The organism is Methylobacterium sp. HMF5984, from assembly GCF_045033435.1.
Classification (GTDB): domain Bacteria; phylum Pseudomonadota; class Alphaproteobacteria; order Rhizobiales; family Beijerinckiaceae; genus Methylobacterium.
Map to the genome: position 1 here is coordinate 3,086,630 of NZ_JBJFLN010000001.1, position 14,849 is coordinate 3,101,478.

A 14,849-nucleotide genomic window follows, 5' to 3' on the forward strand; every position below is an offset into this window, starting at 1 on the left:
CGGTGCCGGCCGCCCTCGCCCTCGACCGTGCCCCGGACGCCGCCCCCGAGCCGGCGCCCCACCCGCTCCATGCCCCGGCCCGCGCCTGGCCGGAGACGAACTGCTACGTCGACCTCTGGATCGAGCTGCTGCACGCCCGCGGGCTCGAACCGGAGGGGATGCTCGGCTTCACCCTGCGCCAGGATTTCGAGGGCGACCAGTTCACCTTCTTCAAGCCGGCGATGGCCGACATTGAGGCGCTCTACGGCCTGCGCCTGGAGGAGCTCGCCGTCTACGACGGGCTCGAGCGCCACGCGAGCGTCCAGGTCGCCCGCGGCTGCCCGGTGCTCGTCGAGGTCGACGCGATCCACCTGCCCGACACCGCCGGCACCACCTACGGGCGCGAGCACGCCAAGACGACGATCGCGATTCTCGGGCTCGACCCGCGGCGGCGCACCCTCGACTACCTGCACAATGCCGGCCGCTTCCAGCTCGCCGCCGACGACTACGACGGCATCTTCGGCCCTGCCCTGCTGGCGCCCTACGCCGAGTTCGTGAAGGTGGTCGCCCCGCCCCTGCCGCCCCGCGCGCTGCGGGCGGCGGCCCGCACGCTGCTGTGCGGGCATCGCACCCGCGCCCCGCGGACGAACCCCGTGCGCGCCTTCCAGGCGGCGCTGGAGCAGACCGGCGAGGCACTCGTGCTGCAGCCGCTCTCGGTCTTCCACCGCTACGCCTTCAACACCACACGCCAGCTCGGGGCCAACTTCGAGCTTCTCGGCAGCCACCTCGCCTGGCTCGACGCCGCGGGGCTGGCCGATCTCGCCACCGCGGCGGAGGCGGCGACGCGGCTGGCACAGGAGACCAAGGCGTTCCAGTTCCAGCTCGCCCGCGCCTTCGGCCGGCGCAACGCCGCGCCGCTGGCGGCCGCGCTCGAGCGCCCCGCCGCGAGCTACGACGCGGTCTTCTCCGCCCTCGACCGCGCCCTGCGCTGAGGGACGGCGCCGTGGCCCGCCTCCACGCCGTCGACGGCATCCCGGCCCGCACGATCGAAGGGCCGTGGTCCCTCGTGGTGACGGCGCCCGGTGCCTGCGCCGGGCCGGGCGAGGCGGCGAGCCTGCCGGGCTGGATCCCGGCGGAGGTCCCCGGCACCGCGGCCGCCGCGCTCCGTGCGGCCGGCCTCTGGTCGGAGGCCGAGCCGACGCCGCTCCACGGGGCGGACGTCTGGTACCGCACCGCGCTGACCCTGCAGGGCCGCGAATCCCTCCGCTTCGAGGGGCTGGCGACGCTCGCCGAGATCTGGGTCGACGGCGTGCTCCGCCTCGAGACGCGCTCGATGTTCCTCGCCCACGCCATCGCGGTCGAGGGGACGGGCACGGTCGAGCTCGCCCTGTGCTTCCGCGCCCTGCAGGCCGAGCTCGCCCGGCCCAACCGGCGCGGGCGCTGGCGCCCTCGCCTGGCGACGCCCGGAGCGCTGCGCCACGTCCGCACCAGCCTGCTCGGCTTCATGCCCGGCTGGTGCCCGCCGATCGACACGGTCGGCCCGTACCGGCCCGTCACCCGGACCGCGATCGGTCCCGGTCGTCCGTACGTGCTGTCGGTCGACCTGCGCGCCGCGCTCGACGGCGGCACCGGCCGCCTGCGCCTCCGCCTCGCCCTCGCCGATGCCGGAGGCTCCCGGCTGACGCTCCGCTGCGCCGGGGCAGAGACGGTGATCGAGGCCGACGCGGCGGGCGGCTTCGCCGGCGAGGTGCTGATTCCCGAGGTCGCCTTGTGGTGGCCGCATACCCACGGCGAGCCGCGGCTCCACGCGGTCGAGGCCGAGATCGACGGCCATGTGCTGGCGCTCGGTCGCGTCGGCTTCCGCACGATCGCGCTGGAACGGCCGTTCGCCGAGGGCCTGAGCCTGACGATCAACGGCGTGCCGGTGTTCTGCCGCGGCGCGTGCTGGACGCCGGCCGACCTCGTCGGCCATTCGGCCGAGGCGTGCCGCCCGCTGCTGGCGCTCGCGCACGAGGCCGGCATGAACATGCTGCGGGTCTCCGGCATCACGCTCTACGAATCCGACGCCTTCCACGACCTGTGCGACGAGCTCGGCATCCTGGTCTTCCAGGACCTGATGCTCGCCAACTTCGACTATCCCGTCGACGATCCGGCCTTTCGGGAGCTGCTGCTCGCCGAGATCGACGGCTTCCTCGACCGCACCCAGGCCTCGCCCTCGCTCTGCGTCCTGTGCGGCGGCAGCGAGGTCGCGCAGCAGGCGGCGATGCTCGGGTTCCCCCGAGACGCCTGGACCGGGGGCCTCGCCGAGGACGTCCTCGCCGCCCGCGTCGCCCGCCTGCGGCCGGACCTCGTGGTGGTGCCGAACTCGCCCTTCGGCGGGGACCTGCCGTTCTCGACCGAGGCCGGGCTCGCCCACTATTACGGCGTCGGCGCCTATCGCCGGCCGCTGGAGGATGCGCGCCGCGCCGAGGTCGGCTTCGCCTCGGAATGCCTGGCCTTCGCCAACGTGCCCGAGGACGCGACGCTGCGGGAGGCTGACCTCCTGGACCCCGCCGGCCCGGCCTGGGCCGCGGCGATCCCGCGCGACCGCGGCGCGGATTGGGACTTCGAGCAGGTCCGCGACCACTATCTTCGGACGCTGTTCGGGCTCGACCCCGAGACCTTGTGTCGCGACGACCCGGACCGCTACCGCGCGCTCGCCCGCGCGACGAGCGCCGAGGTGATGGAGGTGGTGTTCGGCGAGTGGCGCCGGGCGCGCTCGCCCACCGCCGGCGGGCTCGTGTGGAACTTCCGCGACCTCGCCCCCGGGCTCGGATGGGGCGTCGTCGATGCGGCCGGCCGCCCGAAATCGGCGTGGTACGCCCTCAAGCGCGCCTTCCGGCCCATCCAGCTGACGATCTCGGACGAGGGCCTGAACGGCCTGCACCTCCACGTCCACAACGACGCGGCCGCGCCGCTGTCCGCAACGTTGCGGCTCGTCTTCAGCGATGCCGAGGGGCGCGTGGTGCAGCAGGCCGAGCGCGCGATCGCGTGCGATCCGCGCAGCTCGGAAACCTGGTCGAGCGCGACGCTGCTCGGGCGGTTCTTCGATGCCACCGGAAGCTACCGCTTCGGCCCCCCCGCGCACAGCCTCGCCCATGCGAGCCTGATCGGCCCGGACCGCGACGGCCTCCTCGCCGAGAGCTTCCACTTCCCGCAAGGGCGCGATCCGGCACCGCGCCCAATCGGGCTCGCCGCCGCGATCGAGGCCGGCGCGGCCGGTCCCGTCCTCCGGGTCGCGGCGGACCGCTTCGCGCTCTGCGTGCGGATCGAGACCGAGACGGACGCGCGTCCCGCCGACGACAGCTTCCATCTCGCGCCCGGCACGCGGCGGCGCATCGCCCTCGTCGGGGACGGCCGTCCGCGCGGGATCGTCCGGGCCGTCAACACAAACGAGATCGTGAGGTTCTAAAACCTTGATGATGCACGCTCCCTTGCCGCAGCGCCTGTCGCCCCTCGAAGCGGAACCGGTCGTGATCGACGGCCTGTTCGGATGGTTCAGCCCGGGCATCGGCCGGCGCGGCGTGATCCTGTGCGGTGCGACCGGCTTCGAGCAGCTCTCGGCGCATCGCCCGTGGCGCGCACTGGCCGGACGGATCGCCGCCACCGGCTGCGCGACCCTGCGCTTCGACTATCCGGGCGAGGGCGATTCGACGGATGCGGGCGCCGGGACGCTGGCGGCGTGGCGCGATGCGGTCCGCAGGGCGGTGCGCTTCCTGCGCGAGGAACCGGGGGTGACGGAGGTCGTCCTCGTCGGCCTGCGGCTCGGGGCGACGCTGGCGGCGCTCGTGGCCGAGGAGGGCGGCGTCGACCGGCTCGTGCTGATGGCGCCGTGCCGGACCGGGCGCGGGTACCTGCGCGAGATGAAGCTGCGGGCCCCGGCGGTGAACCAGCTGTCGGACGGCACCGCGCCGGCCGAGATGCCCGGTCGCCTCTCGGTCGGCGGCTTTCCGATCGGCCCGGAGCTCGCGGCCGACCTTGCGCGGATCGACCTCGCTTCGGCGACGGCCCGGCCGGCGCCCGAGATCCTGATCCTCGGCGCGGAGACCGACGCCCTCGCCAAGCGCTACGCCGCGCTCGGCGCCGCGGTGACGGCGGGCGCCCTGCCCGGCCTCGCCCAGCTCGTCGGCAACCCACTGTTCTCGGAGGCACCCGAGGCGGCCTTCGCCGAGGTGGTCGCCTTCGCGACCGCAGGCGCCCTGCCCCGGCCGAATTCGGCGCGCGTCGTCGCGGCGCCCGCCCATCTTGCCGGAGGCGGCTGGCGGGAGGAGGCGGCCCGGTTCGGGCCGGGGCTGTTCGGCATCCACGCCCGGCCGACCGGCCCGTCGACGGGGGCGCCGACGGTCCTGTTCATCGCCGCCGGCCTCAGCGCGCATTCCGGCTGGGGCCGTCAGGCGACGCGGATGGCCCGCGTTCTCGCGGCCGAGGGCGTGCCGTCGCTGCGGATGGATCTGGCCGGGGTCGGCGACAGCGCGGATCGGCCGGGCGGCGTCTCGCCGATGTTCTCGGCCGACACCCTCGACGATTTCCGTCACGCCCTGGACCACCTCGAGGCGCAGGGCGCGAGCCGGGTCGTCCTCGTCGGCAATTGCAGCGGCGCCTACGCGGCGTTCCAGGCGGCGTGGCGCGACCGCCGGGTCGCGGGCGCGCTGCTGGCCAACCTCTACTGCTTCGACTGGCACCCGGACGACGACGTCGACGCCGTCGTGCGCCGGACGGTGGGAAGCGCCGCGACCTATGCCGCCCTGCTCCGGCGCGGCAGCACGTGGCGCCGCCTGCTCAAGGGCGAGGTCGGCGTCCGGGCGATCGGCAGCGTGCTTCTGCGCCGCGGCCTGTGCATGGCCGAACGCCGGTGGAAGGCGCTGTTCCGTCCGGCGCCCGAGGGCGGCAGCGTCGCGCGCCGGATCGCGGCGATGCGCCGGCGCGGCGCGCCTCTGCGCCTCGTCTACGCGGTCGGCGATCCCGGGATCCCCGCCCTGCGCAGGCATGTCGGCCGCACGCCGGAGCGGGCCGCCCGGCGCCTCGGCGCGCCGGTCGCGATCATCGCGGGCACCGACCACAACCTCGCGACGCCCGCCGCGCAGGCCGAGCTGGCCACGATCCTGCGGGACCTCGTCGCCACCGTCGTCGCGAGTCGCCCCTGACGCCCCGCCGGCCGCGGGGGGGCGGCGAGACAACGCAGGCGAGGGGCTTCACAGGGCGGGGCCCACCGCCTACCTTCGGGGTCCCAGCAACGAACGAAAGGAGGTGATCCAGTGTCTCATTGTCATCAGCCGCTGTCTTCGGCTTACCGGACCTGGACCGTCGCCTCCGGCGCCTCCTTCTAAGGGCGCTCGAGCCGCACACTCGGGACAGTTTCGGCCGGACCGCGGTTCGGCAATGGAAGGGCCGCCCTCACGGGCGGCCCTTCGGCTTTTCGGGGGGCACGGCGATCGCGTCGCCGTGCCGATGCGAAGCCGGTTCAGCGCTTCTGGAACAGCGGCTGCGCCAGCGCCTCGGTGCGGGCGCGCCACAGGTCGCGCTCCTCGCGCATCGCGTCGAGCTCGTCGCGGATTTGATCGCGCTCCGCCCGGAAGTGATCGCGCTCGGCGCGGATTTCCTGGAGGGCGTTCATCTCGATCTGCACGTGGTTGCGCAGCTCGCGGATCTCCTGGGCGAGCAGGGTCTGCAGCTCGCCGTGGCGGTCGGCCTCGAGCCGAAGCTTGGCCTTCAGCATCAGGTTCTCAGCCATCAGCTCCGAGACGTCCTCGGCGTCCGAGTTCGAGCGCGGGGCCTCGGCCGGCTGCTGCACGATCCGGGGCGACCAGGCCTGCTCGGCGGCGCGGGCCTCGGGACGCGGCGCCGGGCGCGCCTCGGCATGGCGCGCCTCGACTTGGGGCTGTGCCGGGGCCTGGGCGGCGGGCGCCTGGGCCTTCATGGCGGCGAGCCAGTCGCGCAGCGGGCCCGGGGCTGGGCGTCCACCGGACTCGTAGGGTGGCAGGTTGCGGGCGGGGTCCGACATCGGCATGTCCTCAACGATCGAGGCCATTCAGCGCCGAACATGCTTAACGATCGGTAAAGGTTAACGCCGTCTCGCCGTCCGATCACGGGAATGTGGGCCGGATCCCGCCCTGCCCCTCAGCCCGCGCCCTTCTCGATCTCCTGGTCGCTCTCCTGGTCGACGTTCTGCTCGCGCTCGTCGAAGGTGTAGCCTTCGAGCCAGTCCGCGCTGTCCTGCGAGCCGGCCGGGTAGGGGTCGGCCGAGTACGGCGCGCCCTGCTTCTTGGCCGCCCTGCCCTCTTCCACGATCTTGGCCGATACGTATGCCATGCGGGTCTCCTCCTTGGCGCCTTGGTCTTCCGAAGGTGGGAGGACCGTGCGAAAAGGCGAGCCCGGCCGTCGGCGGGGACGACGGACCGCCGCGGATCCGTCGCGAAATTGACTTTTCGCGTGAGCTTCCGTATCGCCCGGCGCATCCGACGTTCATCGTCGACTCCGAAGCCGACCGGTCCACCGAGACCGGAGGTCAACGCCCGACAGCGCGTCCGCGCCCTCGGGCGTGCTCGGCGTTGGCGGCAGCGTCCTCACGAAGGCCGTCCTTGACCCACGCCATGACCCCATCCGCCGCCCTCCGCATCGAGGATGCCGTGAACGAGGTCTGCCCCTGGTCGGGCAAGCCGATCGCGGCCGATTCGCTGACGCTGTACAACGGCGCCGTGGTCGGCTTCTGCAATCCGGACTGCCGGGACAAGTTCGCCCGCGCGGTCGGCGCCTTCGAGGATGCGTTCCAGGCGCGTCGCGCCGCCGCGTCGGGGCTGGACCAGTAGCGCCATGTTCGACGGCCTTTCCGACCGCCTGTCCGGCATCCTCTCCGGCCTCACCCGCCGGGGTGCGCTGACCGAGGCCGACGTCACCGCCGCGATGCGCGAGGTCCGCCGCGCCCTGCTCGAGGCTGACGTGGCGCTCGAGGTGGTCCGCGGCTTCACCGACGCGGTGCGCGAGAAGGCCGTCGGCGCCGTCGTGCTGAAGTCGGTGACGCCCGGCCAGATGGTCGTGAAGATCGTCAACGACGAGCTCGTGGCGATGCTCGGCACCGACGCCGCGGTGATCGACCTGAACGCGCCCGCCCCCGTGCCGATCCTGATGGTCGGACTGCAGGGCTCGGGCAAGACCACCACGACGGCCAAGATCGCCCGCCGCCTGTCGGACCGCGAGAAGCGCAAGGTGCTGCTCGCCTCGCTCGACACCCGCCGTCCGGCGGCGATGGAGCAGCTCGCCGTCCTCGCTGGCCAGGTCGGCGTCGCCTGCCTGCCGATCGTCGCCGGCCAGTCGGCGGTGCAGATCGCCAAGCGCGCGATGGATGCCGCCCGGCTCGGCGGCTTCGACGTGGTGATGCTCGACACCGCCGGCCGCACCACGGTCGACGAGGCCCTGATGCAGGAAGCCGCCGAGGTGAAGGCGGCGACGAAACCCCACGAGGTCCTGCTCGTCGCCGACGCGCTCACCGGCCAGGACGCGGTCAACACCGCCCGCGCCTTCGACCAGCGCCTCGGCGTCACCGGCATCGTGCTCACCCGCATGGACGGCGATTCGCGCGGCGGTGCGGCGCTCTCGATGCGCGCCGTCACCGGCAAGCCGATCAAGCTCGTCGGCACCGGCGAGAAGGTCGACGCGCTGGAGGAGTTCCACCCCTCCCGCGTCGCCAACCGCATCCTCGGCATGGGCGACATCGTCTCGCTCGTCGAGAAGGCGGCCGAGACCATCGACCACGAGCAGGCGCTCCGCACCGCGGAGAAGATGCGCAAGGGCAAGTTCGACCTCGACGACCTGTCGATACAGCTCGCCCAGATGGAGAAGATGGGCGGCATCGGCGGCCTGATGGGCATGCTGCCCGGCATGGGCGCGATGAAGAAGCAGGTCGAGGGCGCCAACCTCGGTGAGAAGATGTTCAAGCGCCAGCGCGCGATCATCTCCTCGATGACGGCGCAGGAGCGCAAGAACCCCGATCTCCTCAAGAACTCCCGCAAGAAGCGCATCGCGGCCGGCTCGGGCACCAAGGTCGAGGAGCTGAACAAGCTCCTGAAGATGCACCGGACCATGGCCGACATGATGAAGGCGATGGGCTCAGGCAAGCGCGGCATCGGCCAGGCGCTGGGCTCGATGTTCGGCCTCGGCGGCGGCGGGATGCCGGGCGGCATGGGCGGGATGCCCGGGCTTCCCCCGGGGATGCCCGAGCCGACGCCGGAGCAGATCGAGGCGATGCAGAAGCAGTTCGGCGGCAAGCTGCCGCCGATGCCCCCCGGCCTCGGGGGCGGCGGCAAGATGCCAGGCCTTCCGGGTCTCGGCGCGCCGAAGATGCCGGGCCTCGGCGGCTTCCCGTTCGGGAAGAAGAAGTAGGGCGAATGGGGAGTAGCGAATAGCGAACGGGGCTTTCGGCCATCTGTTCGCTACTCACTACCCACGATTCGCCGATCGATCGAAGCAAATCAGGAGCTGAAGACATGTCCCTCAAGATCCGCCTCACCCGTGGCGGCGCCAAGAAGCGCCCGTACTACCGCATCGTCGTCGCCGACGCCCGCGCGCCCCGCGACGGCCGCTTCATCGAGAAGGTCGGCGCCTACGACCCGATGAAGGCCAAGGACGACCCGGCCCGCATCGTGCTCGAGGCCGAGAAGATCACGGCGTGGCTCGCCAAGGGCGCGCAGCCGACCGACCGCGTCCTGCGCTTCCTCGACGCCGCCGGCCTCGCCAAGCGCCCCACCCGCAACAACCCGCAGAAGGCCGAGCCGGGCGAGAAGGCCAAGGAGCGCGCCGCCAAGCGCGCCGAGAAGGCCGCCAAGCCCGCCGAGGACGCGGCCGCTTAAGGAGCGCCAGCATGCGTCGTCCCGCAGGCCCATCCCGCGGCGACGGCGCGCGCCGCGGCGCCATCGCGCCCGGCACCCAGACCTCGCCGCGGCCCAAGCCCGCGGCGAAGCCGGCTCCCGCCGCGGTCGATCCGAGCCTCGTCGTGATGGGCGAGTTCGGGCGGGCGCAGGGGCTGAACGGCGAGATCCGCCTGAAATCCTATACCGGCGACCCGCAGGCGATCGCCGGCTACGGCCCCCTCGTCGCGGCCGACGGCCGGACGTTCGAGCTGACGAGCGTGCGCCCGGCGCCCGGCTCCTCGCCCGACCTGCTGATCGCGCGGGTGCGCGGCGTCTCCGACCGGACCGGCGCGGAGGCGCTGAACCGGACCCTCCTCCACGTCCCCCGCGAGCGTCTCGGCGACCCCGATGAGGACGAGGTCTTCACCGCCGACCTCGTCGGGCTGCCGGCGATCGATGCCGCCGGCACCGTGCTCGGCACCATCGTCGCCGTGCCGAACTACGGCGGCGGCGATCTCCTCGAGATCAAGCCCGCGCGGGGTGGCGCCACCGCGCTGCTGCCCTTCACCAAGGCCTTCGTTCCCGAGCTCGACGTGGCGGCCGGGCGCGTCGTCGTCGCTCCGCCGGAGGATTTCTTCGCGCCGCCCGGCCCGAAGCCCGCGGACGATCCTGGCTGAGCGGAGCCTCGGCGTGCCCGGCGGCGATCCGCCCTACGCTTCCATCAATCCGCTGAGCGGCGCCGTGACCGTGCAGGTGACGCCGGCTTCCGGGTAGGCCAGCGCCACCGCGCCGCCGATCGCGCCGACGAGGCCGCGCTCGATCAGCCGGGTGCCGAAACCCTTGCGGCGCGGCTCGATCACCGGCGGACCGCCCTGCTCGCGCCAGAGCAGGTGGATCGCCGCGCCGGGCCCCTCGCCCGCGACGTGCCAGCCCAGGGCCACGCTGCCGCCCGGCACCGAGAGCGCGCCGTACTTGACCGCGTTGGTGGCGAGCTCGTGCGCCATCAGCGCCAGCGACAGCGCCGCCTTCGGGCCGACCGCGAGGTCGGGGCCGGACAGCCGGAACCGCTGCGGCCCGCCGTCGTCGTGGATGCTCAGCGCGCCGCTGAGCACCGCCTCCATCCCGGCGCTCTCGCTCTCGCCGGAGAGCAGGATGTCGTGCGCCTTGCCCATGGCCACGAGACGGGCCGACAGGGCCTCGCGCGCCGCGTCCAGATCGGTGACGTTGCGCAGGGTCTGCGTCGCGATCGCCTGGACCAGCGCCAGCGTGTTCTTCAGGCGATGGCCGAGCTCGTGGTGGAGGATGTCCTGCTGCGCCGCGGCGCGCTTGCGGTCCTCGATGTCGCTGATCGCCACCACGGCGCCGATCGTGGCGCCGGACGGGTCCTTCACCGCCTCGCCGACGATCTCGATCCAGCGGCGCGACCCGTCCGGCCGCTGGTAGTGCGCTTCCAGCTCGGCGTGGTCGACCTCGCCCGTGGTGAGGCGGGCGAGCGGGTAGTCCTCCGGCGCCACCGGCGCCCCGTCCGAGCGGAAGGCGCGGTAGGCGCCGTAGCCGGCACGGTCTTCGGCGTAGAGGGTGGCGTGGCCGAGGATGCGCTCCAGGCGCGAGTTGCCGAACACGATCCGGCCGCTCGGGGCCTCGGCCAGCAGGATGCCCACCGGCATGGTCTGGAGCACGGTGTCGAGCTGCGCCTGGTTCTGGCGCAGGCGGCGCTCGGTCTCGTTGCGCCGGGTGATGTCGAGCATCGCCCCGATCATCCGCACCGCCCGGCCCGCGCCGTCGCGGATGATGTAGCCGCGGTCGATCACCGCGGCGTAGCTGCCATCGCCCCGCCGGAAGCGGTACTCGTCGGTCCAGGTCTCGGTCGCGCCGTCGATCGCCGCATGGATGCTGTGGGCGATCCGGTCGCGGTCCTCCGGATGGATCTGGGCGAGCCACCAGGCGCCCTGCGGCGCGACGTCGGCGAGGTCGTGGCCGTGGGCCAGCATCAGCGCCTCGTTCCACCGGACCTGGTCCGCGACGAGGTCCCAGTCCCAGATCGCGTCGGTGGTGGCCCGCGCCGCCAGGCGATAGCGCTCCTCGGTCGCCTTCAGGGCGAGGTCGGCGGATTTGTGCTCGGTGATGTCGCGGACGGTGCCGATGAAGCGGACCGCAACGCCGTCCTCGAGGATCGCCCGCCCGCGGGCGGCGATCCAGCGCTGCGCGCCGGTGTCGGCCGCGATCACCCGGTAGTCGATGTCGAGCGCGCCGGTGCCGGCCGGGTCCATGGCCGCCCGGACCGCCGCGTCCGCGCGCTCCCGGTCGTCGGGGTGCAGGCCGCCGAGATAGGTTTCGGCGTAGGTGACCGGGCCGCGGGCCGGCACGCCGAACAGGGCGCGCACCCGCGCGTCCCAGCGCAGCTCGCCGCTCGCGAGGTCGAAGTCGAAGATGCCGATGCCGGTGGCTTCGACCGCGAGCCGCAGCTGCTCCTCGGCCAGCGCGCGGGCGGCGAGCGCCTGCTCGCGGTTCTCGATCGCCCGGCGCAGCTCGAGCTGGACCATCACCTGGCGCGCGAGGGCGGCGAGCGTCGCCATCTGCCGGTCGGTCAGCCCTTCGGGGCGCGGGACGGAGTCGATGACGCAGAGCGTGCCGAGGGCGAAACCCTCCTGCGTGTGCAGCGGCGCGCCGGCATAGAACCGGATCTGCGGATCGCCCGTGACCAGGGCGTTGTCGCGGGTCCGCGGATCGCGGGTCAGGTCGGGGATGACCAGGATGCCGTCCCGGCCCAGCGCGTGCGCGCAGACCGATTGCGACAGCGGCGTCTCGCACGGGTCGAAGCCGATGCGGGCCTTGAACCATTGCCGGTCCTTGGCGACGAAGCTGACGAGCGCGGTCGGGGTCTTGCAGGCCTGCGAGGCCAGCAGGACGATGTCCTCGAAGCCGGCCTCGGCGGGCGTGTCGAGGATGTCGTAGGTGTCGAGGGCGGCGAGACGCGCGTCGTCCAGCGGGTCGTCCGGCGTCGGTGCGGCGGTCATGGCGCTCAGGCCGCCCTTCCCTGCGAGGGCTGGCCGGCCGCGGACCCGCCGGCCGCGGCCGGGTCGACGGCCACCAGCGTGCCGTCGTCGCGATAGACCGCGCCGAGCACCTCCTCGAAATGACGGCGCACCCGGTCGTGGCACTCGCAGGCCGCCCGCTCCAGGGCCGCCCGGTCGCGGATGGCGATGCGGCCGCGCGACACCGCGATCATCCCGCGGTCGTGCAGGCCGCGCAGGACGCCGGACAGGTAGGTGCGGCGGACGCCGAGCATCTCGGCGAGCACGTCCTGGGTGATCGGCAGCACGTCGGTCGAGAGCCGGTCGTGCAGGGTCAGCAGCCACTTGGCGGCGCGCTGCTCGATCGGGTGCAGGGCGTTGCAGGCCACCGATTGCAGGAGCTGGGCGATCAGGCAGTCGGAGTAGCGCGTGAACAGGTTGCGCAGCGTGCTCGACGCGTGCTTGGCCGCCTGAAGGCGCCCCGCCTCCACGCGCAGCCCCGGGCCGCCGATCTGGACCACGGCGCGGCTGAAGGCCGGCAGGTAGCCCTGGCTGACCACGCCGCCGACCGCGCCCTCCCAGCCGACCGTCGCGGTCTCGGTCATGCGGCCGTCGAGCATGGTGATCGCCAGGGTGACCACGGTGTGGTCGCACGGGAAGGTGACGTGCGAGACCGGATCGCCCGATTCGAACACGATGTCGCCGCGCGCGAACTCGGCCGGCTCGGCGTAGGGCGCGATCAGCGCCCGGTCGGCGGGCTGGAGGGCGCGCAGCAGGAGGTTCCTGCCGAAGGACGTGGCGGCGGTGACGGCCATGGCGGGGCGGTTCGTTTCCCAGGTGCAACAAGGCCATAGCGCAGCGCGAGGCCGCCGTCTGTTCACAAGTCGAAGTTCGCGCAAGTTTTCGATGACGGACGGGCCGGCATCGGCATCCGCTTGATTCCGGGGCGCCGCCGGCCATGTGATCACGGCATGAAACGGCGAAGCCTGCTCACGGCCGCGAGCGCGGCCACGGTGATGACCCTGGGCGGCGTCGGCTACGCCGTGCACAGGCGCGGGCGCAACCCGTACTACCGCGGGCCGGAAAGCGACCACTTCGACGGGGTGCGGTTCTTCGCGCCCGGCCAGGTCGCCGACAAGGCCCTGGCCGACATCCTCCGCTGGAAGGCCGAGCGCGGCGGAACGGCGTGGCCCAAGGCCTATCCGAGCCCCTTCCCGGCCGACCGTCCGCCGGAGCGCGTCACGGGCCTGCGCATCGTGCTGATCGGGCATGCCACCTACCTGGTGCAGGTCGCCGGCCGCAACATCCTGATCGACCCGGTCTTCGCCACGCGCGCGAGCCCGACGCGCTTCGCGGGCCCGAAGCGGGTCAACCCCCCCGGCATCGCCATGGCCGACCTGCCGCCGATCGACGCCGTGCTGATCACCCACAACCACTACGACCATCTCGACGGGCCGAGCCTCGCGCGGATCTGGCAGGCGCACCAGCCGCTGGTCGTCGCGCCGCTCGGCAATGACACGATCCTGCGCGGCTACGACGACACGATGCATGTCGAGACCGCCGACTGGGGCGGCTCGGTCGATCTCGGCGACGGGGTGGCCGTCCACCTGACGCCGGCCTACCACTGGTCGGCCCGCGGGCTGAACGACCGGCGCATGGCCCTGTGGTGCGCCTTCGTGCTGACCACGCCCTGGGGCGTCCACTACCATGTCGGCGATACCGGCTTCGGCGACGGCGCGATCTTCCGGGACGTGCGTGCCCGCTTCGGGCCGCCGCGGCTGGCGACCCTGCCGATCGGCGCCTACGAGCCGCGTCGGTTCATGCAGGCGCAGCACATGAACCCGGCCGACGCGGTCGCCGCTCTCGACCTGCTCGGGGCGACCCAGGCGCTCGGCCACCATTGGGGCACCTTCCGGCTCACCGACGAGGGCATCGCGCAGCCGGCCGAGGCGTTGGACGCGGCGATGGACCAGGCCGGGCAGCCGCGCGCGCGCTTCCTCGCGTTGCGGCCGGGGCAGGTGTGGAAAGGCTGACCGCGGACGAACCACCCGCGTCGGTCACGGTGGAGACGCCCTCCCGATCGTTCGTCAGGCGGTCCGCTCCGTCGCGCTCGCCTTCCGGCCACCGGCGGTGATGCCGGCGGAGGCCGCGATGACGCAGCCGATCGCCAGCCATTGCAGCAGGGACAGGCGCTCGCCGAGCAGGATCAACGCCGCGAGCGCCGCGACCGCCGGCTCCAGGCTCATCATCACCCCGAAGGCCTGCCGCGTCAGCCGGCGCAGGGCCACCATCTCCAGCGAGTACGGCAGCGCGCTCGACAGCACCGCGATCCCGAAGCCGAGCGCCAGCGTCTCGGGATCGAGCAGGGCCGCGCCGGAGCTCGCCAAGCCGAACGGCGCTACCACGATGGCCGCCGCGAGCATGCCGAGCGACACCGCCTGCCCGCCGTCGATCCGGCCCGCGCGCTGCCCGAACACGATGTAGAGCGCCCAGGCCAAAGCCGCGACGAGGGCGTAGGCCACACCCGCCGGGTCCAGGCCGCCGGCCTCGCGCATCGGCAGCAGCAACCCGAGCCCGAGCACCGCGAGGCCGATCCAGGCGAAGTCGGCGGTTCGGCGCGAGGCGGAGAGCGCGACCGCGAGCGGCCCGAGGAACTCGATCGCCACCGCGGGCCCGAGCGGGATCGTGCGAAGCGCCAGGTAGAAGGTGAGGTTCATCATCCCGAGCGCGGCGCCGTAGAGCGCGATGATCCCGGCCTCGCGTAAGCTCAGGCTCCGCCGCCACGGCCGCCACACCGCGAGCAGGATCAGGCTCGAGAAGCCGACGCGCAGGCTCGACACGCCGGCCGCGCCGACGATCGGGAACAGGCTCTTGGCCAGGGCCGCTCCGCTCTGGAGCGAGACCATGCCGGCGACGAGCGCGACGACGGGCAGGAGCGTTGCCGACGCGCCCGGCCGTTCGAGGCCGCGCACGG

13 protein-coding genes are annotated in these 14,849 nt (G+C 73.4%); 8 read left to right on the forward strand and 5 right to left on the reverse strand.

Features of this window, described 5'->3' with window-relative positions:
* The first annotated feature begins 2 nt into the window (after positions 1-2).
* The 3 genes from ACFZ8E_RS14940 to ACFZ8E_RS14950 are packed head-to-tail and all read left to right on the forward strand — an operon-like array spanning position 3 to position 5,162.
* Positions 3-971 (forward strand): DUF1839 family protein, encoded by a 969-nt coding sequence (locus ACFZ8E_RS14940; RefSeq protein WP_244028159.1) that lies wholly within the window; start codon positions 3-5, stop codon positions 969-971.
* A gap of 11 nt (positions 972-982) precedes the next feature.
* Positions 983-3,430, forward strand: coding sequence for a glycoside hydrolase family 2 protein (locus tag ACFZ8E_RS14945; RefSeq protein ID WP_405043113.1), 2,448 nt, complete (start codon positions 983-985; stop codon positions 3,428-3,430).
* A gap of 7 nt (positions 3,431-3,437) precedes the next feature.
* Positions 3,438-5,162 carry a serine aminopeptidase domain-containing protein gene (locus ACFZ8E_RS14950; protein ID WP_405043114.1) on the forward strand — a complete coding sequence of 575 codons (1,725 nt, stop codon included), beginning with the start codon at positions 3,438-3,440 and terminating at the stop codon, positions 5,160-5,162.
* A gap of 317 nt (positions 5,163-5,479) precedes the next feature.
* Here the strand turns inward: ACFZ8E_RS14950 and ACFZ8E_RS14955 are convergent, their stop codons facing one another.
* Complete coding sequence (locus ACFZ8E_RS14955) at positions 5,480-6,019, reverse strand: ATPase (RefSeq protein ID WP_244028155.1); 540 nt, start codon at positions 6,017-6,019, stop codon at positions 5,480-5,482.
* Between the two features lie 116 nt (positions 6,020-6,135).
* Entirely contained in the window at positions 6,136-6,327 is a 192-nt protein-coding gene (locus ACFZ8E_RS14960; RefSeq protein ID WP_405043115.1) for a hypothetical protein, read from the reverse strand.
* Between the two features lie 281 nt (positions 6,328-6,608).
* On the opposite strand from ACFZ8E_RS14960, the gene ACFZ8E_RS14965 reads away from it, so the two are divergent.
* From ACFZ8E_RS14965 to rimM, 4 genes are all read left to right on the forward strand, one after another.
* Positions 6,609-6,824: a glutathione S-transferase gene (locus ACFZ8E_RS14965; protein ID WP_147844508.1), complete on the forward strand. Its 216-nt coding sequence runs from the start codon at positions 6,609-6,611 to the stop codon at positions 6,822-6,824.
* A gap of 4 nt (positions 6,825-6,828) precedes the next feature.
* Complete coding sequence (ffh, locus tag ACFZ8E_RS14970) at positions 6,829-8,394, forward strand: signal recognition particle protein (protein WP_405043116.1); 1,566 nt, start codon at positions 6,829-6,831, stop codon at positions 8,392-8,394.
* A 104-nt stretch (positions 8,395-8,498) separates the two neighbouring features.
* On the forward strand, positions 8,499-8,861 hold the full coding sequence (rpsP, locus tag ACFZ8E_RS14975) for a 30S ribosomal protein S16 (protein ID WP_147728730.1): 363 nt from the start codon (positions 8,499-8,501) through the stop codon (positions 8,859-8,861).
* A gap of 11 nt (positions 8,862-8,872) precedes the next feature.
* Positions 8,873-9,538 carry a ribosome maturation factor RimM gene (gene rimM / locus ACFZ8E_RS14980; RefSeq protein WP_405043117.1) on the forward strand — a complete coding sequence of 222 codons (666 nt, stop codon included), beginning with the start codon at positions 8,873-8,875 and terminating at the stop codon, positions 9,536-9,538.
* Between the two features lie 33 nt (positions 9,539-9,571).
* On the opposite strand, the gene ACFZ8E_RS14985 is transcribed toward rimM, so the two are convergent.
* On the reverse strand, positions 9,572-11,878 hold the full coding sequence (locus ACFZ8E_RS14985) for a PAS domain-containing protein (RefSeq protein ID WP_405043118.1): 2,307 nt from the start codon (positions 11,876-11,878) through the stop codon (positions 9,572-9,574).
* Between the two features lie 5 nt (positions 11,879-11,883).
* Positions 11,884-12,690, reverse strand: a complete 807-nt coding sequence (locus ACFZ8E_RS14990) for a Crp/Fnr family transcriptional regulator (protein WP_147727551.1) — start codon at positions 12,688-12,690, stop codon at positions 11,884-11,886.
* Between the two features lie 156 nt (positions 12,691-12,846).
* Between ACFZ8E_RS14990 and ACFZ8E_RS14995 the strand changes: the two genes are divergently transcribed.
* Entirely contained in the window at positions 12,847-13,908 is a 1,062-nt protein-coding gene (locus ACFZ8E_RS14995; RefSeq protein ID WP_405043119.1) for an MBL fold metallo-hydrolase, read from the forward strand.
* A gap of 54 nt (positions 13,909-13,962) precedes the next feature.
* On the opposite strand, the gene ACFZ8E_RS15000 is transcribed toward ACFZ8E_RS14995, so the two are convergent.
* Positions 13,963-14,847 carry an EamA family transporter gene (locus ACFZ8E_RS15000; RefSeq protein WP_405043121.1) on the reverse strand — a complete coding sequence of 295 codons (885 nt, stop codon included), beginning with the start codon at positions 14,845-14,847 and terminating at the stop codon, positions 13,963-13,965.
* Between the last annotated feature and the right edge of the window lie 2 nt (positions 14,848-14,849).

What these genes read in the sequence shown, in the direction of transcription:
- ACFZ8E_RS14985 (WP_405043118.1), bottom strand. Translation starts at nt 11,878, where the DNA reads ATGACCGCCGCACCGACGCCGGACGACCCGCTGGACGACGCGCGTCTC.
- ACFZ8E_RS14955 (WP_244028155.1), bottom strand. Translation starts at nt 6,019, where the DNA reads ATGTCGGACCCCGCCCGCAACCTGCCACCCTACGAGTCCGGTGGACGC.
- ACFZ8E_RS14950 (WP_405043114.1), top strand. Translation starts at nt 3,438, where the DNA reads ATGATGCACGCTCCCTTGCCGCAGCGCCTGTCGCCCCTCGAAGCGGAA.
- rimM (WP_405043117.1), top strand. Translation starts at nt 8,873, where the DNA reads ATGCGTCGTCCCGCAGGCCCATCCCGCGGCGACGGCGCGCGCCGCGGC.
- ACFZ8E_RS14960 (WP_405043115.1), bottom strand. Translation starts at nt 6,327, where the DNA reads ATGGCATACGTATCGGCCAAGATCGTGGAAGAGGGCAGGGCGGCCAAG.
- ACFZ8E_RS14965 (WP_147844508.1), top strand. Translation starts at nt 6,609, where the DNA reads ATGACCCCATCCGCCGCCCTCCGCATCGAGGATGCCGTGAACGAGGTC.
- ACFZ8E_RS14995 (WP_405043119.1), top strand. Translation starts at nt 12,847, where the DNA reads ATGAAACGGCGAAGCCTGCTCACGGCCGCGAGCGCGGCCACGGTGATG.
- rpsP (WP_147728730.1), top strand. Translation starts at nt 8,499, where the DNA reads ATGTCCCTCAAGATCCGCCTCACCCGTGGCGGCGCCAAGAAGCGCCCG.
- ffh (WP_405043116.1), top strand. Translation starts at nt 6,829, where the DNA reads ATGTTCGACGGCCTTTCCGACCGCCTGTCCGGCATCCTCTCCGGCCTC.
- ACFZ8E_RS14990 (WP_147727551.1), bottom strand. Translation starts at nt 12,690, where the DNA reads ATGGCCGTCACCGCCGCCACGTCCTTCGGCAGGAACCTCCTGCTGCGC.